24 protein-coding genes and 1 riboswitch are annotated in these 24,999 nt (G+C 55.0%); of the genes, 8 read left to right on the forward strand and 16 right to left on the reverse strand.

Annotated elements, in window-relative coordinates:
* Positions 1-53: 53 nt before the first annotated feature.
* From OGX96_RS21935 to OGX96_RS21945, 3 genes are read left to right on the forward strand one after another with little or no spacing between them, the layout of a single operon-like run.
* Positions 54-815 carry an endonuclease/exonuclease/phosphatase family protein gene (locus OGX96_RS21935; RefSeq protein ID WP_060682509.1) on the forward strand — a complete coding sequence of 254 codons (762 nt, stop codon included), beginning with the start codon at positions 54-56 and terminating at the stop codon, positions 813-815.
* Positions 812-2,053, forward strand: coding sequence for a cardiolipin synthase ClsB (gene clsB, locus OGX96_RS21940; protein WP_032942766.1), 1,242 nt, complete (start codon positions 812-814; stop codon positions 2,051-2,053). The genes OGX96_RS21935 and clsB overlap by 4 nt, the downstream gene beginning before the upstream one ends.
* On the forward strand, positions 2,053-3,015 hold the full coding sequence (locus tag OGX96_RS21945; protein WP_234095993.1) for a lysylphosphatidylglycerol synthase domain-containing protein: 963 nt from the start codon (positions 2,053-2,055) through the stop codon (positions 3,013-3,015). Before clsB ends, OGX96_RS21945 begins: the two co-directional genes overlap by 1 nt.
* A 100-nt stretch (positions 3,016-3,115) precedes the next feature.
* Here OGX96_RS21945 and OGX96_RS21950 read toward each other — a convergent pair whose 3' ends face one another.
* The 6 genes from OGX96_RS21950 to moaA all read right to left on the reverse strand — a co-directional run bounded on the left by OGX96_RS21950 (position 3,116) and on the right by moaA (position 6,563).
* Positions 3,116-3,820: a Bax inhibitor-1/YccA family protein gene (locus tag OGX96_RS21950; RefSeq protein WP_003831536.1), complete on the reverse strand. Its 705-nt coding sequence runs from the start codon at positions 3,818-3,820 to the stop codon at positions 3,116-3,118.
* Between the two features lie 41 nt (positions 3,821-3,861).
* Positions 3,862-4,314 carry a molybdopterin synthase catalytic subunit MoaE gene (gene moaE, locus OGX96_RS21955; protein WP_008784190.1) on the reverse strand — a complete coding sequence of 151 codons (453 nt, stop codon included), beginning with the start codon at positions 4,312-4,314 and terminating at the stop codon, positions 3,862-3,864.
* A gap of 1 nt (position 4,315) precedes the next feature.
* Positions 4,316-4,561: a molybdopterin synthase sulfur carrier subunit gene (gene moaD, locus OGX96_RS21960; protein ID WP_003831530.1), complete on the reverse strand. Its 246-nt coding sequence runs from the start codon at positions 4,559-4,561 to the stop codon at positions 4,316-4,318.
* The gene (gene moaC / locus OGX96_RS21965; RefSeq protein WP_003035188.1) at positions 4,554-5,039 is read right to left on the reverse strand and encodes a cyclic pyranopterin monophosphate synthase MoaC; all 486 of its coding nucleotides are present in this window, start codon (positions 5,037-5,039) and stop codon (positions 4,554-4,556) included. Before moaC ends, moaD begins: the two co-directional genes overlap by 8 nt.
* Positions 5,040-5,041: 2 nt before the next feature.
* Complete coding sequence (gene moaB / locus OGX96_RS21970) at positions 5,042-5,554, reverse strand: molybdenum cofactor biosynthesis protein B (RefSeq protein ID WP_003035187.1); 513 nt, start codon at positions 5,552-5,554, stop codon at positions 5,042-5,044.
* 19 nt (positions 5,555-5,573) lie between these two features.
* Positions 5,574-6,563 carry a GTP 3',8-cyclase MoaA gene (moaA, locus tag OGX96_RS21975; RefSeq protein WP_032934386.1) on the reverse strand — a complete coding sequence of 330 codons (990 nt, stop codon included), beginning with the start codon at positions 6,561-6,563 and terminating at the stop codon, positions 5,574-5,576.
* Positions 6,551-6,696: riboswitch (molybdenum cofactor riboswitch) on the reverse strand. It overlaps the preceding gene by 13 nt.
* A 329-nt stretch (positions 6,697-7,025) precedes the next feature.
* Between moaA and yvcK the strand changes: the two genes are divergently transcribed.
* Positions 7,026-7,934 carry a uridine diphosphate-N-acetylglucosamine-binding protein YvcK gene (yvcK, locus tag OGX96_RS21980; protein ID WP_003831525.1) on the forward strand — a complete coding sequence of 303 codons (909 nt, stop codon included), beginning with the start codon at positions 7,026-7,028 and terminating at the stop codon, positions 7,932-7,934.
* Between the two features lie 121 nt (positions 7,935-8,055).
* On the opposite strand, the gene uvrB is transcribed toward yvcK, so the two are convergent.
* Complete coding sequence (gene uvrB / locus OGX96_RS21985; RefSeq protein WP_003831523.1) at positions 8,056-10,077, reverse strand: excinuclease ABC subunit UvrB; 2,022 nt, start codon at positions 10,075-10,077, stop codon at positions 8,056-8,058.
* A gap of 768 nt (positions 10,078-10,845) precedes the next feature.
* Here uvrB and OGX96_RS21990 point away from each other — a divergent pair.
* Positions 10,846-11,568 (forward strand): ABC transporter ATP-binding protein, encoded by a 723-nt coding sequence (locus OGX96_RS21990; RefSeq protein ID WP_103284918.1) that lies wholly within the window; start codon positions 10,846-10,848, stop codon positions 11,566-11,568.
* On the opposite strand, the gene bioD is transcribed toward OGX96_RS21990, so the two are convergent.
* From bioD to bioB, 4 genes are read right to left on the reverse strand one after another with little or no spacing between them, the layout of a single operon-like run.
* On the reverse strand, positions 11,534-12,232 hold the full coding sequence (bioD, locus tag OGX96_RS21995; RefSeq protein WP_286584206.1) for a dethiobiotin synthase: 699 nt from the start codon (positions 12,230-12,232) through the stop codon (positions 11,534-11,536). The two genes, OGX96_RS21990 and bioD, sit on opposite strands and share 35 nt — an antisense overlap.
* Entirely contained in the window at positions 12,225-12,980 is a 756-nt protein-coding gene (bioC, locus tag OGX96_RS22000) for a malonyl-ACP O-methyltransferase BioC (protein WP_286584207.1), read from the reverse strand. The genes bioD and bioC overlap by 8 nt, the downstream gene beginning before the upstream one ends.
* Entirely contained in the window at positions 12,964-14,121 is a 1,158-nt protein-coding gene (gene bioF / locus OGX96_RS22005; protein WP_286584208.1) for an 8-amino-7-oxononanoate synthase, read from the reverse strand. Before bioF ends, bioC begins: the two co-directional genes overlap by 17 nt.
* A complete protein-coding gene (bioB, locus tag OGX96_RS22010) occupies positions 14,118-15,158 on the reverse strand; it encodes a biotin synthase BioB (RefSeq protein WP_008784180.1) in 1,041 nt (346 codons plus the stop codon). Before bioB ends, bioF begins: the two co-directional genes overlap by 4 nt.
* A 76-nt stretch (positions 15,159-15,234) precedes the next feature.
* On the opposite strand from bioB, the gene bioA reads away from it, so the two are divergent.
* Together bioA and OGX96_RS22020 are read left to right on the forward strand one after the other, a co-directional pair.
* Entirely contained in the window at positions 15,235-16,524 is a 1,290-nt protein-coding gene (gene bioA, locus OGX96_RS22015; protein WP_286584209.1) for an adenosylmethionine--8-amino-7-oxononanoate transaminase, read from the forward strand.
* Between the two features lie 57 nt (positions 16,525-16,581).
* Positions 16,582-17,058, forward strand: a complete 477-nt coding sequence (locus OGX96_RS22020) for a kinase inhibitor (protein WP_008784178.1) — start codon at positions 16,582-16,584, stop codon at positions 17,056-17,058.
* 95 nt (positions 17,059-17,153) lie between these two features.
* On the opposite strand, the gene hutH is transcribed toward OGX96_RS22020, so the two are convergent.
* From hutH to hutI, 5 genes are all read right to left on the reverse strand, one after another.
* Positions 17,154-18,674, reverse strand: a complete 1,521-nt coding sequence (hutH, locus tag OGX96_RS22025) for a histidine ammonia-lyase (protein ID WP_032942757.1) — start codon at positions 18,672-18,674, stop codon at positions 17,154-17,156.
* A gap of 1 nt (position 18,675) precedes the next feature.
* On the reverse strand, positions 18,676-20,361 hold the full coding sequence (hutU, locus tag OGX96_RS22030; protein ID WP_174770541.1) for a urocanate hydratase: 1,686 nt from the start codon (positions 20,359-20,361) through the stop codon (positions 18,676-18,678).
* A 136-nt stretch (positions 20,362-20,497) separates the two neighbouring features.
* On the reverse strand, positions 20,498-21,217 hold the full coding sequence (locus OGX96_RS22035; protein ID WP_003831502.1) for a histidine utilization repressor: 720 nt from the start codon (positions 21,215-21,217) through the stop codon (positions 20,498-20,500).
* Positions 21,218-21,304: 87 nt separating this feature from the next.
* Positions 21,305-22,246, reverse strand: a complete 942-nt coding sequence (gene hutG / locus OGX96_RS22040; RefSeq protein WP_198801913.1) for a formimidoylglutamase — start codon at positions 22,244-22,246, stop codon at positions 21,305-21,307.
* The gene (hutI, locus tag OGX96_RS22045; protein WP_198801912.1) at positions 22,243-23,466 is read right to left on the reverse strand and encodes an imidazolonepropionase; all 1,224 of its coding nucleotides are present in this window, start codon (positions 23,464-23,466) and stop codon (positions 22,243-22,245) included. Before hutI ends, hutG begins: the two co-directional genes overlap by 4 nt.
* 224 nt (positions 23,467-23,690) lie before the next feature.
* Here hutI and OGX96_RS22050 point away from each other — a divergent pair, with 224 nt between their 5' ends.
* Positions 23,691-24,974, forward strand: a complete 1,284-nt coding sequence (locus OGX96_RS22050; protein ID WP_128611652.1) for a putative acyl-CoA thioester hydrolase — start codon at positions 23,691-23,693, stop codon at positions 24,972-24,974.
* The last annotated feature ends 25 nt before the right edge of the window (positions 24,975-24,999 follow it).

Consider the following 24,999-nt stretch of genomic DNA (forward strand, 5'->3'; position numbering starts at 1 on the left):
TTGTGACGACGACTACACTATTTTATTTAGGAAGTGACGCCAACGGGAGGTCCATGAGCGGATCGAGAGTTCAATTTTCATTCAATGTGCTCACCATTAATACTCACAAAGGGTTTACCGCCTTCAACCGGCGTTTTATTTTGCCTGAGCTACGGGAAGCCGTCAGAACCGTCGGCGCAGACATTGTGTGTCTGCAGGAAGTCATGGGCGCGCACGAAGCGCATTCGCTGCACATTGAGAACTGGCCGGATACCAGCCACTACGAATTTCTGGCAGACACGATGTGGAGCGACTTCGCCTACGGGCGTAACGCCGTGTACCCGCAGGGACATCACGGTAATGCAGTGCTGTCGCGGTATCCCATTGAGCATTATGAAAATCGTGATGTGTCAGTCGGTGCGAGTGAAAAGCGCGGAGTCCTTTACTGCCGCATCGTACCGCCAATGCTCTCCCACCCCATTCATGTGATGTGTGTGCATCTCGGCCTACGTGAAGCTCACCGCCAGGCTCAGCTCTCAATGCTGGCAGACTGGGTTAACGCCCTGCCCAACGCGGAGCCCGTGGTGATTGCTGGAGATTTTAACGACTGGCGGCAAACGGCCAATCGCCCGTTGAAAGCCAAAGCTGGTCTTGACGAGATTTTTACCCGCGCCCACGGTCGCCCGGCGCGAACGTTTCCAGTGCAGTTTCCCCTGCTGCGCCTGGACAGGATCTATGTGAAAAACGCGAATGCCAGTACCCCAACGACGCTTGCGCTGCGTCACTGGCGACATTTGTCCGATCATGCCCCCCTGAGTGCGGAGATTCATTTATGAAATATGGCTGGCGTGAAGGCAATCAAATTCAACTGCTGGAAAACGGCGATCAATTCTACCCCGCCGTCTTTGACGCCATTGAGCAGGCACAGCAAAAAATTATCCTTGAGACTTTTATCTGGTTTGAAGATGCGGTAGGAAAACAGCTGCATGCCGCGTTGCTCGAAGCCGCCCGACGAGGAATCAAAGCAGAGGTGCTGCTGGATGGCTACGGCTCGCCGGATCTGAGCGACAGTTTTGTTGAAGAGCTGACCGTAGCCGGTGTTGTTTTCCGCTACTACGATCCGCGTCCGCGTCTTTTTGGAATGCGCACCAATCTCTTTCGCCGTATGCATCGAAAAATAGTGGTCATTGATGACCGTGTTGCCTTTGTCGGCGGCATCAATTACTCCGCTGAACATATGTCGGATTACGGCCCGGAGGCCAAGCAGGATTACGCCGTTCGCGTTGAAGGTCCAGTCGTTGCTGACATTCTGAACTTTGTACTGGAAAACCTGCCCGGGCAAAGCGCCGTACGACGCTGGTGGCGACGTCATCACCGGGCAATCGACAATCATCGCCCCGGCGAAGCGCAGGCGCTGTTTGTCTGGCGCGATAACGAAGAGCATCGCGATGATATTGAACGCCATTATCTTAAAATGCTGACCCAGGCCCGACGGGAAGTGATCATTGCCAATGCCTATTTCTTTCCCGGTTATCGCCTGCTGCATGCCCTGCGTAAAGCAGCACGACGCGGCGTTCGGGTAAAACTCATTGTGCAGGGTGAACCGGATATGCCGATTGTGAAAGTGGGTGCCCGCCTGCTGTACAACTATCTGGTTAAAGGTGGCGTCCATGTCTACGAATACCGCCGTAAACCTCTGCATGGCAAAGTGGCGCTGATGGACGATCACTGGGCGACGGTGGGCTCCAGCAATCTTGATCCGCTGAGCCTGTCACTGAATCTGGAAGCGAATCTGATTATTCATGACCGCACGTTTAACCAGACCCTGCGCGACAACCTGAACCCTATTATTGCGCAGGACTGCAAGCGGGTAGATGAATCCATGCTGCCAAAACGCACCTGGTGGAACCTGACTAAAAGCGTGTTGGCCTTCCACTTTTTACGCCACTTCCCGGCGCTGGTCGGCTGGCTTCCGGCGCATACCCCGCATCTGGCCGAGGTAGAGCCGCCCGCGCAGCCCGCTCTGGAAACTCAGGACCGTATACAAACTGAGGATGCAGGAGGGAAAACCTGATGGCAAAAAATCACCGACGCTGGCGGTTAGCGAAAAAGACCCTCACATGGTTATTTTTTATTGCGGTGATCGTGTTGCTGGTCGTTTATGCCAGCAAAGTCAACTGGCAGGAAGTGTGGACGGTAATTCGCGATTACAACCGGATCGCCCTGCTCAGCGCCGTGGGGTTGGTGATCGTCAGTTATTTACTTTACGGTTGTTATGATCTGCTCGGGCGCTACTACTGCGGTCACAAACTGGCAAAACGCCAGGTCATGCTGGTGTCGTTTATCTGTTACGCGTTTAACCTGACGTTAAGCACCTGGGTGGGCGGTATTGGGATGCGATATCGGCTCTACTCGCGTCTCGGGTTGCCGGGGGGCACAATAACGCGGATTTTTTCGCTGAGTATTACCACTAACTGGCTGGGCTATATTCTGCTGGGCGGTTTTATATTTACCTTCGGCGTCGTCGAACTGCCCGCTCACTGGTATATCGATGAAGGCACATTGCGCATTTTAGGCATAGCGCTGCTGCTTATTATTGTTGTTTATCTGTGGTTTTGCACCTTCGCTAAACATCGTCACATCACCATCAAGGGCCAAAAGCTGGTGCTCCCCTCCTGGAAATTTGCCCTCGCGCAGATGGCGATATCCGGGACTAACTGGATGGTTATGGGGGCGATTATCTGGTTGTTGCTGGGTCAGAATATTAACTATTTCTTCGTGCTTGGCGTGCTGCTGGTGAGCAGTATTGCCGGGGTTATTGTGCATATTCCGGCAGGGATCGGCGTGCTGGAGGCGGTTTTTATGGCGCTGCTGGCGGGAGAGAATACGTCTCAGGGCACGATCATTGCTGCCCTGCTCGCGTATCGCGTGCTGTACTATTTTATTCCGCTACTGCTGGCGCTGATGTGTTATTTACTGCTGGAGAGTCGGGCGAAAAAGCTGCGGGTAAAAAACGAGAAGGCGATGGCGAAATGATGGTGCTTATAGTGCCGGATGCGGCTTAACGCCTTATCCGGCCTACTTTCGATACACAACTGTAGGCCGGATAAGCGCAGCGCCATCCGGCAACAGACAATTAACGACGATTGCCGAAAATACGCAGCAGCATCAGGAACAGGTTGATGAAGTCCAGATACAGCGTTAAGGCCCCAAGAATTGCGTATTTACGCAGATTGGAGCTGTCGCGCAGGTCGATCTGCTCACCGATATTTTTCAGCTTCTGCGTGTCATAGGCGGTCAGACCGACAAACACTATCACCCCGATATAGGTCACCGCCCACATCAGCGCTTCGCTCTTCAGCCAGAAGTTAACCAGCGAAGCCAGCACAATACCGATCAGCGCCATAAACAGCATATTGCCGAAGCCGCTCAGATCGCGCTTGGTGGTGTAGCCATACAAACTCATGATCCCGAACATCCCGCCAGTGACCACGAAGGTGCTGGCGATAGACGAGTAGGTATAGACAATAAAGATGCTTGATAGCGTCAACCCGGTTAATGCCGAATAGAGCATAAACAGCGTGGTCGCCATACCCGCGCTCAGCCTTTGCACCATGCCGGACAGAACAAACACCAGCGCCAGTTGAGCGATGATCAGGCCAAAGAAGGTGATTTTGCTGGAGAAGACAAACATCATCACCGCGGGCGTATTTGCCGCATACCAGGCGATAAACGCCGTCAGCAATAGTCCGCAGGTCATCCAGCCGTACACCTGCGCCATATACGTTTGCAGGCCGGAACGGGCCTGTACAATAGAATCGGATCGTGGGAATCGGTCCATGACAATCTCCTGAATCAGTATGAGCCTACAACAATTGTACTCTACCAGCGTTTTGCTGCTAGCTTATCACTGTCGCGGGCGTCAACCCAGCGCTCACCTTCCGGCGTGGCCTCGCGCTTCCAGAACGGCGCGCGGGTTTTCAGGTAATCCATAATGAACTGCCCGGCATCAAACGCGCTGCTGCGATGCGCGCTGGTCACGCCAACAAAAACGATCTCGTCACCCGGCCACAGTTCGCCAATGCGATGGATCACCGTCACCCGACCCAGCGGCCAGCGCGAACGCGCTTCGTCGACAATCTCCGCCAGCGCTTTTTCGGTCATTCCCGGATAGTGTTCCAGCGTTAACGCCTTAACGCTGTCACCGAGATTGTGATTGCGCACTTTACCGGTGAAAGTGACTACCGCGCCGTCTTCATCGCGCTCTGCCAGCCAGGGATACTCATCCCCGACGCTGAACGGCGCATGACCAACAACAATTCGCGTTTCAGCCATTTTAGCCTCCGGTTACCGGCGGGAAGAAAGCGACTTCATCACCCGCGTTAAGAGGATGGTCAAAACTGACCAGCGTCTGATTCACCGCCGCCAGCAGCTTGCCGTCTTCCAGCGCCAGCGCCCAGCGATCGCTTTGCGCCGCCAGATGCTTGCGCAGCGCTTCTACCGTTGCAAACTCGGCGGCAACTTCTAACGCATCGGTGTTCACCAGTTCCCGTACCTGAGCAAAGAAAAGAACCTTAATCATGCGCATCCACCTTAAAATCACCCGATTTGCCGCCGCTTTTTGCCAGCAAACGCACCGGACCAATCACCATATCCTTTTGCACCGCTTTGCACATATCGTAGATGGTCAACGCCGCCACGGAGGCTGCCGTTAACGCTTCCATTTCAACGCCGGTTTTACCGGTCAGGCGACACAGCGTTTCAATACGTACGCGATTGTGCTCCGGCTCGGCGTGCAAATTGACTTCGACCTTGCTCAACATCAGTGGGTGACACAGTGGGATAAGATCCCAGGTCCGTTTGGCAGCCTGAATACCGGCAATACGCGCCGTGGCGAAAACATCACCCTTATGGTGACTGCCGTCGATGATCATCGCCAGCGTTTCGCTACGCATGGTTACAAATGCTTCTGCACGCGCCTCGCGTACGGTTTCCGCTTTGGCGGAGACATCCACCATATGCGCTTCGCCAGCGGCGTTAATATGAGTCAGTTGCGACATACTTATTTCTTCAAATGTGGGTGGAAATTACACGGACGCGTACGGGCATCAAGCTGCGGCGCAATGATATTTTCCCAGGCAGTACGACACGCTTTGGTCGAACCCGGCATGGCAAAAATCAGCGTTTTATTGGCCACCCCGGCAATCGCGCGGGATTGCAGCGTCGCGGTGCCAATCTCTTCAAACGACAGCATACGGAATACTTCGCCAAACCCTTCGACTTCTCTGTCGAACAGCGGTTGCAGCGCTTCCGGCGCCTGGTCCCCTTCGGTTAAGCCAGTGCCACCGGTGATGAGCACCACCTGTACATCGTCACTGGCAATCCAGGCAGAAACCTGGGCGCGGATGGCGTAGCGGTTCTCTTTGACAATCGCCTTATCGACAATCTGATGACCCGCTTCTTGCGCCGAGTCACGCAGATAATGGCCGGAGGTGTCATCTTCTTCGCCGCGACGGTTAGAAACAGTAAGAATAGCAATGCGTGTCGGGATAAATTCAGCGCTTACCTGACTCATGAAAAACTCCTTTTAGCGATCAGCCGCCAATGTAAGATAAGTTTTGCGTAATACCGGTATTGTTCTGATGCAGGAAATGGGTCTGCTTTTTCTCCAGCAGCGCGGCTGAAATACGTTCTTCCAGCGCCGGTTGCTGAGCATCGTCTTCCAGCAAATCACGCAGGCTTACGCCGCCTTCACCAAATAAACACAGATGAAGCTTGCCGACAGAGGAAACGCGCAGACGATTACAGGTGGCGCAGAAGTCTTTCTCATAAGGCATGATCAGACCAATTTCGCCAACATAATCAGGATGACAGAAAACCTGAGCCGGGCCGTCGCTACGCTGTCGGATCTGGTGGATCCAGCCGCGACGCAGCAGCTCATCGCGCAGTACCTGTCCGGAAATATGGTGTTTACGGAAGAGAGAGCTGCCCTCGCCCGTTTCCATCAGTTCAATAAAACGCAGTTGGATTGGTCGAGGTTGGATCCACGCCAGGAAGGTGTCCAGTTGATGATGGTTTACGTCGCGCATCAGCACGGTGTTGACTTTCACTTTTTCAAAACCGGCATCAAAGGCGGCATCAATGCCCGCCATCACCTGCTGAAACTTGTCCTGTCCGGTAATGGCGTGAAACTGACGGGCGTCGAGGCTGTCGACGCTGACGTTGAGCGCGGTCAGTCCGGCATCGCGCCAGGCGGCGGCATCACGCGCCAGACGATAACCATTGGTGGTTACCGCAATCTGGCGAATGGCGTCGTTTTCGCGCACGGCGGCGATAATGTCAGTGAAGTCGCGACGCAGTGAAGGTTCGCCCCCCGTCAGACGCACTTTTTCCGTTCCCAGACTGGCGAACGCACGCGTGACACGGCGAATTTCATCAACGGTTAAAAAGCCGTTGTTGGTGACCCCGCCGGGCTTATAGCCATCCGGCAGGCAGTAGGTGCAACGAAAGTTACACACATCGGTAATCGACAAACGTAAGTAGTAAAACTTACGTGCGAAAGCATCGGTAAGTTGAGAGCCCATGTACACCTTTCCAAATACGGGAGACGTAGTCATTTCTTCCTGCGCCCTGGTGACAAACTTTTTCAAGTCTTGTCACGGCCAAAGCACCGTATCATTTGACCCAGGTGCAGAGGCTAGAGTGTTTATACTCATCATACTTCGAGTTGCAGATGCGTTGGCTTACGGCAACTCAAATTTTTAAGAGTACTTTGTGGTTATGCCGATACTAGCGTGTAAATGGCGCTTTTGCCATGTACACTTTCGCTGTATAAATATGTATATAGCGACATGATCGTGCAATTTCGCTACAGAATAAGCAAAAATCACAGTTTTGCATTGATATACATCATCTTGCCATCAGGTGAGTGTCGTCAGAAAGGAGTAGATCGCAGAAAAAAATTACGGCAGATGCCGACTGGATAATTGCTGAAAACACGCTATTTACGTTACTGTAGCGCCGATCAATTGATATCAGGAAAATATATGCGCACTCGCACGCTGGCAGATTTGGACCGCGTTGTCGCTCTCGGCGGAGGGCATGGATTAGGACGCGTTCTCTCCTCTCTTTCCCCATTAGGTTCCCGCCTGACGGGTATCGTCACCACCACCGATAACGGCGGGTCGACAGGTCGTATTCGTCGCTCTGAAGGAGGGATTGCCTGGGGAGACATGCGTAACTGTCTGAACCAGTTAATTACCCAACCCAGCGTTGCATCCGCTATGTTTGAGTATCGTTTTGGCGGTAATGGCGAACTTTCCGGGCATAACCTCGGAAATCTGATGTTAAAGGCGCTCGATCACCTCAGCGTGCGGCCTCTGGAAGCTATCAATTTAATTCGTAGCCTGCTGAAAGTTGACGCACATTTAATTCCGATGTCGGAGCTGCCGGTGGATCTGATGGCCATTGATGACCAGGGGCACGAAGTTTATGGCGAAGTGAATATCGATCAGCTCACCGTCCCACCTCAGGAACTGATGCTTTCGCCAAAAGTCCCGACTACACGGGAGGCCGTTGAGGCTATCGCTGAAGCGGATTTAATTTTGATAGGCCCCGGCAGTTTTTACACCAGCCTGATGCCGATTCTTTTACTCGATGAAATGTCACAGGCATTACGTCGCACACCGGCTCCGATGGTCTACATAGGCAATCTTGGGCGCGAATTAAGCCTGCCAGCAGCCAGCCTGACGCTTAGCGATAAGCTGGCCATTATTGAACAGTACGTCGGGAAGAAAGTGATTGATGCGGTGGTTGTGGGGCCGAAAGTGGATGCTTCCGCCGTTACCGACCGCGTTGTGATCCAGGAAGTGTTGGAAGCCAGCGATATTCCCTACCGCCATGACCGCCAGCTATTGCATAGTGCGCTGGAGAAAGCGGTGCAGGCGCTGGGCTGAACGGATTTGCCTGATGCGCTTCGCTTATCAGGCCTACAAAACGATTTGCTCCGCCATCCGGCCTACGTACGCTATCTACCCCGTAGGTCGGATAAGGGTTTACCCCGCATCCGACACCGTCTTACGATGCCGCAATAAACAACTCGCGCAACTGATGCAACTGGTCACGGATTGTCGCGGCCTCTTCAAATTCGAGATTCTGCGCGTGTTGCATCATCTGCCCTTCCAGCTCGTGAATCTTCTGCTGCAGCGCTTTTGGCGTCATATCCAGTTCGACAACCTCAGACTTCGCGCCTGCGCGTGACTTCCCTTTGCCTTTCGCTTTGGTCTTCGCAATATTCTGACCCAGCGCCAGAATATCGACCACTTTCTTGTTCAGCCCCTGCGGCGTAATACCGTGTTCTTCGTTATAGAGCTGCTGCTTCTCACGGCGACGTTCGGTTTCACCAATCGCTTTAGCCATAGAGGCGGTAATTTTATCGCCGTAGAGAATCGCCTTACCGTTGATGTTACGCGCCGCACGACCAATGGTCTGAATAAGTGACCGCTCAGAACGCAGGAACCCTTCTTTGTCTGCGTCCAGAATCGCCACCAGGGAGACCTCAGGCATGTCCAGACCTTCACGTAGCAGGTTGATACCCACCAGCACGTCAAACTCGCCCAGACGCAGGTCACGAATGATTTCCATACGTTCCACGGTATCGATGTCAGAGTGCAGATAACGCACCCGTTCACCGTGCTCTTCAAGATACTCGGTGAGATCCTCCGCCATCCGTTTGGTGAGCGTGGTGACCAGCACACGTTCGTTAATCGCCGCACGGGTGCGGATCTCAGATAGCAGATCGTCAACCTGCGTCGCCACCGGGCGCACCTCAATGACCGGATCCAGCAGTCCGGTCGGTCTTACTACCTGATCGACCACTTCATCACCAGATTTCTCCAGCTCATAGTTGCCCGGCGTCGCCGAAACGTAGATGGTTTGCGGGGCCAGCGCTTCAAACTCTTCAAATTTAAGCGGACGGTTATCCAGCGCAGACGGCAGACGGAATCCGTATTCGACCAGGGTTTCTTTACGCGCCCGGTCACCGCGATACATGCCGCCAATTTGCGGGATAGTCACGTGAGATTCATCCACCACCAGCAGGCCATCGGCAGGCAGGTAATCAAACAGCGTCGGCGGCGGCTCGCCCGGACCACGCCCGGACAGATAGCGGGAATAGTTTTCAATCCCCGAGCAGTAACCCAGCTCGTTCATCATTTCCAGATCGAACTGGGTACGCTGACTTAAGCGCTGTTCTTCCAGCAGTTTGTTATTTGCCAACAGGACTTTTCGCCGCTCTGCCAGCTCAACTTTAATTTCTTCCATCGCCTGTACAATACGTTCGCGCGGCGTCACGTAGTGCGTTTTAGGGTAGATGGTAAAGCGCGAAATAGTGGATTCGACCTGCCCGGTAAGCGGGTCAAACAGCGACAAACGTTCGACCTCTTCATCAAACAGTTCCACGCGCAACGCGATGTCGTCAGATTCCGCCGGGAATATGTCGATCACTTCACCGCGCACGCGGAAGGTCCCGCGCTGGAATGCCTGATCGTTGCGGGTATACTGCAGCTCCGCCAGACGACGCAGGATCGCGCGCTGGTCGATAATCATCCCCACTGTCAGGTGCAGCATCATTTTCAGGTATAGATCCGGGTCACCCAGACCATAAATCGCGGAAACCGACGCCACGACGACGACATCCCGTCGCTCAAGCAACGCTTTGGTTGCTGACAGACGCATCTGCTCAATGTGTTCGTTAACCGAAGCATCCTTCTCGATGAAGGTGTCAGAACTTGGCACGTAGGCTTCCGGCTGATAATAGTCGTAGTAGGAGACGAAATACTCCACCGCGTTATCCGGGAAGAACTCTTTCATCTCACCGTACAACTGCGCGGCAAGCGTCTTATTGGGGGCCAGCACCATGGTAGGGCGCTGTAGGTCCGCAATCACGTTCGCGATGGTGAATGTTTTCCCCGACCCCGTCACCCCCAGCAGCGTCTGATGCGCCAGACCATCCTCCAGACCTTCTTCCAGGCGACGTATCGCCTCAGGCTGATCGCCAGAGGGTTTAAAAGCGGAATTTAGTTTGAACGGTTTACTCATGAGCAGCTACCTGAAGCAATGGGCGGGCAGGTGTGTAATTTTACTCGCAGCAGTATATTTTGCCAGTAAAATATACTGGATGAAAAAACAGTAACGCGCCAGAATATTTCTGTTACGCCAGCAAAATGGCCGTGACTACAGGCTAAAATTTGTCCGCAGGCGAGATAAAACACCAGCAAAAATGTGTTATCCCCAAACCAATGACTTTTTTAACATTTGTCAAGCTACCCGATGAAAGTTTTGTGGCAACACATGACACTTCTGCGACAGCCATTGCATTTATCTAACACACTGTAATTTAATGACTATTATCTCAAGCCGTCTTTCGCATCAATTTAGTCGCAGGCCGCGTCTTCTCTCGCTTACCTTGTGTTTTCTAACTCTAATACACAAGGTTATCCACAGGAATAGTGGATAACTGCCTCCAGCCCGTACGGACTGTAGCCTGGCAAAAACGTCCTGATGATCTTTTCTGGTGGGATAAAAAAAAATTATCGCTATTTTTTGATATTTATCAGCTAACGAAGCGACCTGGGATAGCCGAGATCTTGCTCGCATTTTCATCATTTTCCTGCCTGCACCATCACAACGCCACCAGGCACTGACAATGTGCACACTGCGGCTCTCATCCACAACAAGCCGGATACCGCAACCCGCTCAATACGCTATTCTGCTGTATTTTCCCCTAATTCCGCTTCTGGCAAGAGATTTGCAGTTTTCTCCCGACCATCAGCCCGCGAGGCGGATATCATCATGAGGGAGAAATCTATGTTGAGTCTTCGTGCAGTGAATCACTATTACGGTAATCAACACTCGCTTTGGGATGTCGATCTCGACCTGTTGCCCGGTAAATGTACCGCCGTGCTGGGTCTTCCAGGGATGGGAAAAACCACGCTGGCCAATTGCATCATCGGCAATTTACCAATTGAGAGCGGAACCATGTTCTGGCATCAGGCTGGCGCACCACCTTGCGATCTGCTTCAGATTCCGGCGGCAAAGCGCATTGCGCTGGGTATTAACTGTGTATCGCAGGAACGGCGAATTTTTTCGCAGCTGACGGTAGAGGAAAATCTGCATATTGCGCGCCAGGCGGTTGAGGAAAGCGAAGCGATGAACAGCAGCGATATTTACCGCCTGTTTCCACAGCTGTTTGTACTGCGTCAGGCCAAAGGGGTGGCATTGTCAGAGGAAAATCAGCACCTGCTTGCACTCGCCAGTGCGCTGGTCACTCGCCCGCGCCTGCTGATCCTCGATGAGCCGACGCGAGGAAGTGGCCAGGCGTATATCCACAAACTGGGGAATCTGATTGTGAGGCTAAGCCAGGAGCTTGGCATCGCCATTATGCTCGCGGAGCAGAGCCTGCCGTTCATTCGTCGGGTCGCCGACTGCTATTGCTTGTTACATCGTGGCCGCAACGTGGCTCAAGGGCAAATAACACAATTCAGCGACCCGCTAATCAACGACTGGTGGATGCCGGAGACAAAGCGCTAAGATCGATATAACGACCTGTCGATGCTCGTTCCGGCTCTACTGCCAGCCAGGGTATTTCCCCCAGTAGCGGAGCCGCAAGCGCACGCTTTAGCGTCGCCATATATTCAGCATGACGCTTGCCAGGTGGCAGCACATCATTGGCAACCCATCCGGCGAGCGTCAGCCCGGCCTGCTGCACCGCCTGGGCGGTCAAAATGGCATGGTTGATACAACCGAGCTTAACGCCAACCACCAGAATCACCGGCAGTTGTTCCGCTTTTACCCAGTCAGAAAAACTCAGCGTTGGCGAAAGTGGCGTAAACCATCCGCCTGCGCCTTCCACCAATACCCAGTCAGCTTGTTCTTCAAGCAAGCGTAAACCCGCAGACATCACTGAAGCCTGAATGGGGCGTCCTTCGTCAGCACTGATGATATGCGGTGAGGTAGGTTCGGCGAAGGTATACGGATTGATGGCCGCATAATCCACTGCCACAACGCTGTTGCGCTGTAGAGCCAGCGCATCGCTGTTTCGCAGACCTTCAGCCGTCATTTCACTGCCTGACGCCACCGGCTTATAGCCGACCGTTCGCAACCCCAGCTGTCCCGCCGCCTGAAGCAACGCACAGCTGGCGATAGTTTTACCTACTTCGGTGTCCGTCCCGGTGACAAAATATGTGTTAGTCACGTTGAATTACTCCCAAAAAAAGATGATAGGTCAGCGGATATTTACCCTGCTGACAGGGCCAGGCGAGCTGTAACTGGCGCAACTGCGAGCGGGTCAGCACACGCTGCTCACGTCCATCATGCAAATGCGTCGCGCCAATGCCCTTTAGCGAGCGCATGGCACTCAGCGCATCGTCAAACCACAGCGTGACGGCATGAGACTGGTATTCAACGTCCCAGCCGCACAGAGCGTTTTCCAGTTGCTCCACGGGTAAAAAACGGTTGGCATGCTCCCGATCATCAACTGCTCGCCACGCCTGACGAAGTTCCGGCATCGACCCTTGCGCCAGCGTACTAAACGCCACCGTCCCGCCAGGACACACCACACGGTATAGCTCGCCTAACGCGCCGCGCAGGTCGTTGCACCACTGCACGGCCAGATTGCTCCAGGCCAGGTCGAAAGTGGCAGCGGCCTGCGGAATGGCTTCGATATCCGCCAGCAGATAGTGATGGGCGACATCGTGACGCTGCGCTTGCGTAAGCATTTGCGCCGACAGATCCAGCGCACAGACCTCGCTCCCCTGCTCCCGCCAGTAACGACTCATACGCCCAGGCCCACAGCCCGCGTCCAAAACCCGTGAGAACGCCCGGCCATTGAGTTGCGCCAGTAACGCATTGGCGCTCTGACGCTGAAGCTCCGCATGTTGCTCATAGTGCGTGGCCGCGCGACCAAACGCAGCGGCAATCGCCTGCTTATTGACCTGCGCCATGCAGCACCTCCAGTAAGTTGTCGATATCCTGGACTTCATGCGCCTGGGTCAGCGTAATCCGCAGCCTGGCCGTCCCAACCGGCACCGTCGGTGGACGAATCGCCGTCACCCAGCACCCCTGTTGCCGTAACGTCTGTGCCAGTTGCAAGGCTTTATGATTGTCGCCAACGATCAGCGGTTGAATAGCGCTGTCTGAATGTGCCAGCGTCAAATCCGTAGTATTCACCCCTGCGCGAAAACGCTGGATCAGCATCGCCAGCTTTTCTCTGCGCTCATCGCCTTCGCGGCTGCGGATCACCGCCAGTGCGGCGCGCAAGGCCTGAGCCTGGGCTGGCGGCATGCTGGTGCTGTAGATCAGATGACGGGCAAACTGCAGCAGATAATCGGCCACGCTATCAGAACACAGGATCGCCGCACCGCTGACGCCGAACCCTTTGCCAAATGTCACCACCAACAGCTCAGGTTTCACCTGCTGTCGGGAGCACGAACCACGCCCTTCCTCACCGCTTACGCCAATCCCATGCGCATCATCCACCAGCAGCCACGCGCCCTGCCGTTTCGCCACCATGTGGATTTCTGCCAGCGACGCGCTGTCGCCATCCATGCTGAACACGCCTTCGGTGACCACCAGCTGCTGCCCCGGACAGGGGGCTGTCAGCAGACGATCCAGATGTTGCGAGTCGTTATGAGTAAAGCGACGTAACACGGCAGGGCTAAGACTGGCAGCCTCCAGCAGCGAGGCATGGCTGAGCCTGTCGGCAACAATCTTGTCATCTTTTCCCATCAGTGCGGCAATGACCGCCTGATTGGCGGCAAAACCAGAGATGAACAACAGCGCCCGGGAATAGCCGAGCCACTGCGCCAGGTCTTCTTCCAGAGCCTGATGAGCAACGGAATAACCGCTGACATGGCCCGAGCCGCCGCTGCCGACGCCAAAACGCTCAGCGCCCTGCTGCCACGCGCAGATAATCTGCGGATGGTGGCTTAAGCCGAGGTAGTCGTTGCTGGAGAAATTCAGATACTGGCGACCGTCGGCCTGCAGCCAGCGCCCGGCACCCTGCGTCACTGCATAGCGCTGACGCAGGGCATCAGCACGACGACGCGCTGTTAGCGCATCGTCAATTTTTTGCTGCCAGGTCATACGGTTGCCGCGTTGTAGTAATCGTCGGTATCCGGGGTACGCAGCGCCTGCTCCAGACGTTGTTGCTGTTCGTTATCGCCCGCCAGTACCGCCGTTTGCTGCGGGTTAAGACCCAGCTTGCGAAATAACAGCAAATCCTTATCTTCGTTCGGGTTCGGGGTGGTCAGCAGTTTGCAGCCGTAGAAAATCGAGTTGGCCCCGGCCATAAAGCACATCGCCTGGGTTTGTTCGTTCATCTGCTCGCGCCCGGCAGAAAGACGCACGTATGAGGTCGGCATCATGATACGCGCCACGGCGATAGTACGAATAAAATCAAAAGCATCTACGTCGTCGTTATCGGCAAGCGGCGTGCCCTTCACTTTCACCAGCATGTTGATCGGCACACTTTCCGGCGGCGTCGGCAGATTCGCTAATTGCAGCAGCAGACCCGCGCGGTCGGTCACCGTTTCGCCCAGCCCAACAATCCCGCCGGAGCAAACTTTAATGCCCGCCTCGCGCACTTTATCCAGCGTATCCAGGCGCTCCTGGTACGAGCGGGTGGTGATGATATTGCCGTAAAATTCCGGCGAGGTGTCGAGGTTGTGGTTGTAGTAGTCCAGACCCGCATTGGCCAGGCGCTGGGCCTGAGATTCGTCCAGCGTGCCCAGCGTCATACAGGCTTCCAGCCCCAGTTCTTTCACGCCCTGAACCATTTGTTCCAGGTACGGCATATCGCGCTCATGCGGGTTCTTCCACGCCGCGCCCATGCAAAACCGCGTTGAACCGGCCTGCTTCGCCTTACGTGCCGAGTCCAGTACCTGTTCAACCTCCATCAACCGTTCTGTTTCCAGACCGGTTTTATAGCGGGAGCTTTGCGGGCAGTATTTGCAATCTTCCGGGCAAGCACCGGTCTTAATCGACAGCAGCGTACTAACTTGTACCTGCTGCGGATCGAAATGCTGACGATGAACCTGCTGCGCTTCAAACAGCAGATCCAACAGTGGTTTTTCAAATAATTCGGTGACTTGCGACATTGTCCAGCGAGAAGAATGAGCCATATTGGTATACGTTTCGTTGTTAGTTTGGTGTAGACTCGTAAACCTAAATCTTTTTAATTTGGTTTACAAGTCGATTATGACAACGGACGATCTTGCGTTTGACCAACGCCATATCTGGCACCCATACACCTCCATGACCTCCCCGTTGCCGGTTTATCCGGTGGCGCGTGCCGAAGGTTGCGAACTGATCTTAGCCAGCGGTGAGAAGCTGATTGACGGCATGTCATCCTGGTGGGCGGCAATCCACGGTTACAATCACCCGCAGCTGAACGCCGCGATGAAAACGCAGATTGATGCCATGTCGCATGTGATGTTTGGCGGCATTACCCATGCCCCGGCCATTGCGCTGTGCCGCCAGTTGGTGGCGATGACGCCAGAGGCGCTGGAGTGCGTTTTTCTCGCAGATTCAGGGTCGGTCGCCGTAGAAGTTGCAATGAAAATGGCACTGCAATACTGGCAGGCTAAAGGCGAATCCCGCCAGCGTTTCCTGACATTTCGTAATGGTTACCATGGTGATACCTTCGGCGCGATGTCGGTCTGCGATCCTGACAACTCAATGCACAGTCTGTGGAAGGGATACCTGCCGGAGAACCTGTTTGCCCCAGCCCCACAAAGCCGCATGGGCGGCGAGTGGGACGAACTGGATATGGTGCCTTTTGCCCGTCTGATGGCCGCGCATCGCCACGAAATTGCGGCAGTGATCCTAGAGCCAATCGTACAGGGCGCTGGCGGTATGCGCATGTATCATCCCGAATGGTTAAAACGCATCCGTAAGATGTGCGACCGTGAAGGGATCCTGCTGATTGCTGATGAAATCGCCACCGGATTTGGTCGTACAGGCAAGCTTTTTGCCTGCGAGCATGCCGACATCACTCCGGACATTTTATGCCTGGGCAAAGCGTTAACCGGCGGAACAATGACCCTTTCTGCAACCCTCACCACCCGCCAGGTTGCGGAAACCATCAGCAACGGTGAAGCCGGATGCTTCATGCACGGCCCGACCTTTATGGGCAATCCGTTGGCCTGCGCCGTCGCCTCCGCCAGCCTGTCGTTAATCGAAACCGGCGAGTGGCGCGCGCAGGTAGCGGCCATTGAAGCGCAGTTGCGGGCAGAACTCGCCCCGGCGGTAGATTCCTGCTGGGTCGCGGACGTACGCGTGCTCGGCGCCATCGGCGTCATCGAAACCACCCATCCGGTGAATATGGCAGCGTTACAGAAGTTCTTTGTCGAACAGGGCGTGTGGATAAGACCGTTTGGCAAGCTCATCTACCTGATGCCGCCGTACATTATCCAGCCCGATCAGTTACGTCGCCTGACGCAGGCCGTGAACAAGGCTGTGCGCAATGCAACATTTTTTAGCGATTAATCAGCGGTAAGCTCTACGGTTTCTGGCTACACTTTTTGGCTAACGAGAGGAGTCAGCATGAAACTAATCAGTAACGATCTGCGCGATGGCGATAAGCTTGGGCATCGCCACGTCTTTAACGGCATGGGGTATGACGGGGATAATATTTCCCCGCATCTGGCGTGGGATGACGTACCCGCAGGAACCAAAAGCTTTGTCGTGACCTGCTTTGATCCTGATGCGCCAACCGGCTCCGGCTGGTGGCATTGGGTGGTGGTAAATCTGCCGGCTGATACCCGCGTACTCCCGCAAGGATTCGGCTCCGGGCTGGTTGCGCTGCCGGATGGGGTGATTCAGACCCGTACAGATTTTGGTAAAGCCGGTTATGGCGGCGCTGCGCCGCCGAAGGGTGAAACCCACCGCTATATCTTTACGGTTCACGCCCTGGATGTGGAGCGTATTGATGTCGATGAAGGTGCCAGCGGCGCGATGGTTGGATTTAACGTCCATTTCCACTCGCTCGCCAGCGCCTCGATTACGGCGATGTTTAGCTAAGCTGTGTTGTGCCGGATGTCGGTTTCGCCTCATCCGGCCTACAAAGCAGACCGTAGGCCTGATAAGACGCGTCAGCGTCGACATCAGGCAATTTTCTACAGAAATTCAGGCAGCAATTGCAGCAGCGTTCCTTGCGCTAACAGCTCGGTCGCGCACTCAATATCCGGGGCAAAAAAGCGATCCTGCGTGTAGTGGGCAACCTGCTCGCGCAGCGCCTGTCGCGCCTGCTCCAGCAACGGACTGGAGGTTAACCCTTCACGCAGGTCAATCCCCTGACACGCCGCCAGCCACTCCACGGCAATCACGCCGCGCGTATTTGCTGCCATCTCCCACAGTCTGCGCCCCGCCGCCGGAGCCATAGAAACATGATCTTCCTGGTTGGCGGAGGTCGGCAAGCTGTCCACGCTGTGCGGATGCGCCAGCGCTTTGTTCTCGCTCGCCAGCGCGGCGGCGGTTACCTGAGCAATCATAAAGCCGGAGTTAACCCCGCCATTTTTCACCAGGAACGGCGGCAACTGCGACATATGTTTGTCCATCATCAGCGCAATTCGCCGCTCTGACAACGAGCCGATTTCCGCAATCGCCAGCGCCAGATTATCTGCCGCCATCGCCACCGGTTCAGCATGGAAATTCCCACCGGAGATCACATCGCCCTCTTCGGCAAACACCAGCGGGTTGTCGGAAACCGCGTTGGCTTCAACCAGCAGAACATCCATCACCTGGCGCATTTGTGTCAGACACGCCCCCATCACCTGTGGCTGACAGCGCAGAGAATACGGGTCCTGCACCTTTTCACAGTTATGATGCGACTGCGAAAGCGCGCTAGAGTCGGTCAACACATGACGGTATAGCGTTGCGGCATCAATCTGCCCACGCTGCCCTCGCGCGGCATGAATACGGGCGTCAAACGGACGACGGGAGCCCAGCACGGCTTCTGTGGTCAGCGCCCCGCACACCGTCGCAGACGCAAACAGTTCCTGAGCTTCAATTAACCCGCGCAGTGCAAAGGCGGTGGAAGCCTGAGTGCCGTTGAGCAGAGCCAGTCCCTCTTTCGCCTCCAGCGTGATCGGCTCCAGTCCGGCTTTTTTCAGCGCGTCGGTAGCCGGGAGCCATTCCCCCTGCCAGCGCGCTTTACCTTCGCCCAGTAGCGTCAACGACATATGTGCCAGCGGCGCCAGGTCGCCCGATGCGCCCACCGACCCTTTCGCCGGGATCAGTGGATACACCTCGGCATTCACCAGCGCAATCAGCGCTTCAATCACGCTCAAACGAATGCCGGAAAAACCACGCGCCAGGCTGTTGATTTTCAGCACCATAATCAGGCGAACCATTGCGTCATCCAGCGCCTCGCCAACGCCTGCCGCATGCGAAAGCACCAGCGAACGCTGTAAATTCTGCAAATCTTCCGTGGCGATACGGGTCTGAGCCAACAGGCCAAAGCCGGTATTAATGCCATACGCCGTACGGCCTTCAGCGACAATATTATTGACGCAGGCGACGCTGGCGTTGATTGCATCAATCGCCCCGGCATCCAGGCTCAGTTTGACCGGCTGCTGCCAGATTTCACGTAGCTGGGTAAAACTCAGATGGCCCGGCGTGAGTGTCATGGTGTTCATATCAGTGTTTCTCCTGCGTCGCAGCAATCATTGGCAAATTCAGCCCTTCTTCAACGGCGCACTCCACCGCAATGTCATACCCGGCGTCGGCGTGGCGCATCACCCCGGTAGCCGGATCGTTATGTAATACCCGGGCGATGCGCGCCGCGGCTTCATCGGTACCATCGCAAACAATGACCATCCCGGCATGCTGAGAGAAGCCCATGCCAACCCCGCCGCCGTGGTGCAATGACACCCAGGTTGCTCCACTGGCGGTGTTAAGCAGCGCGTTCAACAGCGGCCAGTCGGATACGGCGTCTGAACCGTCGCGCATAGCTTCTGTTTCGCGGTTTGGGCTGGCAACAGAACCGGAGTCCAGATGATCACGGCCAATAACAATCGGCGCGGATACTTCACCGCAGCGCACCATTTCATTAAACGCCAGCCCCAGCTTTTGTCGCCACTCCAGGCCGACCCAGCAGATACGCGCTGGTAAGCCCTGGAAGTTAATCCGCTCACGCGCCATATCCAGCCAGTGATGAAGGTGCTTATCATCAGCCACGATCTCTTTCACTTTGGCATCTGTCTTATAAATATCCTGCGGATCGCCCGACAGCGCCACCCAACGGAATGGCCCTATGCCGCGACAGAACAGGGGGCGAATATAAGCAGGTACGAATCCCGGGAAATCAAAGGCATTTTCCACGCCCATCTCTTTGGCCATCTGGCGAATGTTGTTGCCGTAATCAAACGTCGGCACGCCCATTTTGCTAAACGCCAGCATCGCCTCAACGTGCGTTGCCATTGAACGTTTCGCCGCCTGCACCGTGCCCTGGGGATCGGACACCGCTTTTGCCTGATACTCTTCCCAACTCCAGCCGCACGGCAGATAACCATGCAGCGGATCGTGGGCGCTGGTCTGGTCGGTGACCATATCCGGGCGCACACCGCGCTTCACCAGTTCCGGCACAACGTCGGCGGCATTAGCACACAGCGCAATGGAGACGGCTTTACCCTCGCGGGTGTATTTGTCGATACGCGCCAGCGCATCGTCAAGCGATGTCGCCTGCTCGTCGACATAACGGGTACGCAGACGGAAATCAATTCGGCTTTGCTGGCATTCAATGTTCAGCGAACACGCACCCGCAAGTGTAGCGGCTAGCGGTTGTGCTCCGCCCATGCCGCCCAGCCCGGCGGTCAGCACCCAGCGTCCGCTGAGGTTACCCTGATAATGCTGACGTCCGGCCTCAACGAAGGTTTCATAAGTCCCCTGCACGATGCCCTGGCTGCCGATGTAGATCCAGCTTCCGGCGGTCATTTGGCCGTACATCGCCAGCCCTTTGGCGTCCAGTTCGTTGAAGTGTTCCCAGGTAGCCCAATGTGGCACCAGGTTGGAGTTGGCAATCAGCACGCGCGGTGCGTTGTCGTGAGTTTTGAATACGCCTACCGGTTTACCAGACTGGACCAGCAGAGTTTCATCGGTCTCCAGTTTGGTCAGCGCATTGACGATGGCGTCATAACATTCCCAGTCCCGCGCGGCGCGGCCAATCCCACCGTATACCACCAGCTCATGCGGATTTTCCGCCACATCGGGATCCAGATTATTCATTAACATGCGCAGCGGCGCTTCGGTCAGCCAGCTTTTGGCCGTTAAGGTGGTGCCGCGTGGGGCACGAATATCCTGCTGACGATATTTGCTATGGGACATGACAGAAAACTCCTCGCGAACGTCGGATAGATAAGCAACATATACTTGTCTATACAAGTCATCGCAAGGGTGATTTTAACAATTAGGATACATTTTTATTATATTGCGTCAGCAATCACGGTTTTCATGTCCTGTATCAGGACATAAACCGTCCTTGCAGGCGATAGCGAGAACCTGGAAACAGCAAGCGGGCATGAGAGACTATGGACGACGCAGACCAGGTCTTACGACGAATCAGCAGGCAGGGATCGTGTTCTTTAATATTCAGCAGCGCGCACTCTTCAGCGCTGGCACGTACCGCTTCAACAATATGTTCACCTTCCGTCAGCGGGGCGATCAGTGACAGGTATGCGTGCGGCGTGGTCTGGCTGTAATCCTGCGCCAGATACTCCGGCACAATTTCGGCATTCACGCAGCGATCTTCTATCTGTACCGGCAGGTCGTTCTCGTAGTGCACCATGACAGAGTGAAAAATGGAGGTGCCTTCTTTGACATTTAACACCAAAGCCTGCTGGGCGTTGGCCTGGGTTTTTTCCAGCGTCAGCACTTCGCACCGGTGCTGATGCTGACGGGCGTTGATTTCATCCGCTATGCTGCGGATTTCAAACAGCGCGGACTGGCCTTTGGGCTCGGCGACAAACGTCCCCACGCCCTGCAAACGCACCAGTAAACCTTCATCCGTTAACTCACGCAGCGCCCGGTTGATGGTCATGCGGCTGAAACCATATTGCGCCACCAGCTCTGCCTCAGACGGAATGCGATCGTGAGGCTGCCAGATACCGCTGGCAATTTTTTCGCTGATCTCCTGTTTGACCTTTTCGTAAAAAGGCGCCGGAGCAGAACGGGATGGGAGCATGCGTGAGCCTTCCTTAAGCTGAAAATGTGAGTGGGTAGAGTTTACAGGCATTACCCGAACCTGATAAGCGCAACGCCATCATGTATATCAGTGCCACCAGTGGGCGATTTGCCAGCCTAATCGCGCCGCCACGCGTGCTGCTCTGCCATCATCGTCAAAGCGTGGATTAAATTCAACCATATCCACCGCCAGGAGTTTACCGCTACGACACAGAGGCTCAATCAGTCTCAGCAGCGTCGCCAAGGGTACGCCAAGCGCGGCGGGGGCCGACACGCCGGGCATTTCCCACACCGGCAGCACGTCGAGGTCGATTGTCAGATAGATGACATCCAGATTGGCAATGAACTGCGCTAACTGCGCCTGCGCCGTATCGCAATGCAGATCCTCCACCACGGTAACACCGAGCCGCTGGGCCTCATCCCAAAGCGCCTGGGTGTTTGCCGCCCGACTGACGCCGATACAGGCATAGTGAAATTCACGCTGCTGTTCATCGCAAAGCTGCGCCAGCTGGCGAAATGGCGTACCGGATGTAGCTTGTTCAGCTTTGCGCAAATCGAGATGCGCATCGAAGTTGACTATCCCCACTTTCGCCTGCGGGAACGCATCCAGTACGCCAGCGCCGTGTGCAAAGGCGGTTTCATGTCCTCCGCCCAAAACAAAGGTACGCATGTTCTCGTGCTGACAGCGCTGTACCGCATTGCGTAACGCCTGCTGCGCGCCCTCAAGATCGGGAGCCTGCGCCACAATATTTCCCAGATCCACCAGTCGATTGTGCCTATCGTGACTGGCTAAATTCGCCAGCGCCTTGCGCAGCACATCGGGTGCTCCGGCGGCGCCCGTGCGCCCCTGATTACGTTTAACGCCTTCGTCGCAGGCAAACCCGAGTAACGCTATCTGCTCGCGGTACATTTCTGGGCTAAACGTCGGGCTTTGCGTGATAGTCTGAAACAGGCGCAGCGCATTCGGCGATTCGGCGCGGTCATCACGTCCCTGCCACAGCGCAGGTGAGGCTGGTTGCCAGTTGGTCATGCTATTTGTCCTTTGAATACGCGTTGGTAGAGCGGATTGCGCCCGGGTTCATACAGGATCTCGACCGGGAGGGTTGCATCCCACACCACAAAATCGGCCACAAACCCGGCCTTCAATTGACCGTGGGTGGCATGACGCCCCAGCGCCCGGGCCGCATGACGGGTTACGCCCGCCCATGCTTCTTCCGGCGTTAGGCCAAACTGAACGCAGGCCATATTCATCGCCCAATGCAGGCTGATAAACGGACTGGTACCGGGGTTAAAATCTGTCGCTACCGCCATCGGTACCTGATATTGACGCAGCAACGCTACCGGTGGGCGCTGCTGCTCTTTGAGGAAATAGAATGCGCCGGGCAGCAGCACACCGACCGTACCGCTTTGGCTCATCGCCGCCACGCCCGCTTCATCGAGGTATTCAATATGATCGGCGGATAGCCCTTGGTAGCGGCTTACCAACTGTGCGCCGCCAAGCAATGACAGTTGTTCGACATGGCCTTTAATCGGGACGCCCAGCGCCTGTGCAGCCTGAAACACCCGCTCGCTCTGCGCCAACGAAAAACCAACGCTTTCACAGAACAGATCGACGGTCTCAAACAGCCCTTGTTCCCACAATTGCGGCATAATGGTCTCACACACCAGCGTAATATAGCCGTCAGGATCATCCCGGTATTCCGCTGGAGTTGCATGCGCAGCCAACAGCGTCGGACTGATTTCAACGATATTCTCTGCCGCCAGCGCTGCCACCACGCGCAATATTTTCTCTTCTGTCGGCAAATCCAGGCCGTAGCCGGATTTTATTTCCAGCAGCGTAACACCTTCTTTGATCAGTTGTTCCATCCGCTGATGGGCTACGTGTAAGAGTTGTTCATCCGTGGCGCTGCGGGTCGCCGATACGGTGGCATTGATCCCCCCACCCTGAGCGCTTATCTGCTGGTAGGAGACACCATTTAGCCGCTGCTCCCACTCACCTGCGCGGTTTCCGCCAAAGACCAGATGCGTATGGCAATCAATCAGGCCAGGCGTAATCAGCCTGCCCTGCATATCAAAAGTATTGTCATGCGTGAGATATAACGATGATTCCGGGACGATATCGCGAATCTTGCCCTGGCGGACGATCAGCGCGTGACCATCCAACAGCCCATATGGGGTACCACGTTCAGGATCCATAGTCGCCAGACGAACATTGCGCCAGATAACATCATCAGGGAAGAATTGCTGCATTCGACTCACCACTTGTCATAGGTTGTATAGACATTTATTTTTGATTATAGGGATGTTGTCAACCTGAAGAACCATAATTGTTATCTATTTGTGATATAAAGACTCTCCGCGCCAGACATTGCTGCGATAAAAAACAACTTTTTACCTTTTCGCCTTCCCGTTTCGCTCAACTTAGTATAAAAAAGCAGGCTTTAATGGATAACTTTCAAAGCCCGGAGCAACCTGTGAACATATCATCAGTTTCCCGTCTGGCGCTGGCTATGGCTTTTGGCGTGACGCTGACCGCCTGTAGCTCTACGCCGCCCGATCAAATTCCTTCCGATCAGACCGCGCCAGGCACCTCTTCGCGCCCGATCCTGTCGGCCAATGAAGCGAAAAACTTCGTTGCTGCGCACTATTTTTCCGCACTGACGCCAAACACCGCGCCGTGGAGCCCTTCTTCTATTTCTCTGCCTGCACAGCCTGACTTCGTCGTTGGCCCGGCAGGGACTCAGGGCGTCACCCATACCAGCATTCAAGCCGCTGTTGATGCAGCAATCATCAAACGTACTAACAAACGTCAGTACATCGCGATTATGCCAGGCGAGTACCAGGGCACGGTATATATTCCGGCAGCAACAGGTAGCCTGACGCTGTACGGTATGGGCGAAAAACCGCTTGATGTGAAAATTGGCCAGGCCATTGACGGTGACATGAGCACCGCGGACTGGCGTCGTACGGTGAACCCAGCCGGTAAATACATGCCGGGTAAACCTGCGTGGTATATGTTTGATAATTGCCAGAACAAACGTGGCACGAATATTGGCGTGATGTGTTCTGCTGTCGTCTGGTCGCAAAATAACGGTCTGCAATTGCAGAACCTGACCATCGAAAACAACCTGGGTGACAGCGTTGATGCGGGTAACCACCCGGCCGTTGCACTGCGTACCGATGGCGATAAAGTGCAGATCAACAAGGTCAATATCCTGGGCCGCCAGAATACCTTCTTCGTGACCAATAGCGGCGTACAAAACCGTCTGGAAAACGATCGTCAGCCGCGTACGCTGGTTACCAACAGCTACATTGAAGGCGATGTGGATATCGTTTCCGGTCGCGGTGCCGTAGTGTTCGATAACACCGATTTCCGCGTAGTGAACTCCCGTACCCAGCAGGAAGCCTATGTGTTCGCACCGGCTACCCTGTCAAACATCTACTACGGTTTCCTGGCGATTAATAGCCGCTTCACGGCAAGTGGCGATGGTGTGGCGCAGTTAGGCCGCTCGCTGGATGTCGATTCCAACACTAACGGTCAGGTCGTGATTCGTGACAGCGTGATTAACGAAGGCTTTAACATGGCAAAACCATGGGCTGACAGCGTTATCGCAAAACGCCCGTTTGCCGGTAATACCGGTGCGGAAGATGACAAAGGTGAAATCCAGCGTAACCTGAACGACACCAACTTCAACCGTATGTGGGAATACAACAACCGCGGTATCGGTAGCAAAGTGGTTGCTGAACCTAAGCAGTAAACGTCATTCTCTGATGTAAACCCGG

Source organism: Citrobacter sp. Cpo100 (genome assembly GCF_030332595.1).
Lineage (GTDB): Bacteria > Pseudomonadota > Gammaproteobacteria > Enterobacterales > Enterobacteriaceae > Citrobacter > Citrobacter portucalensis.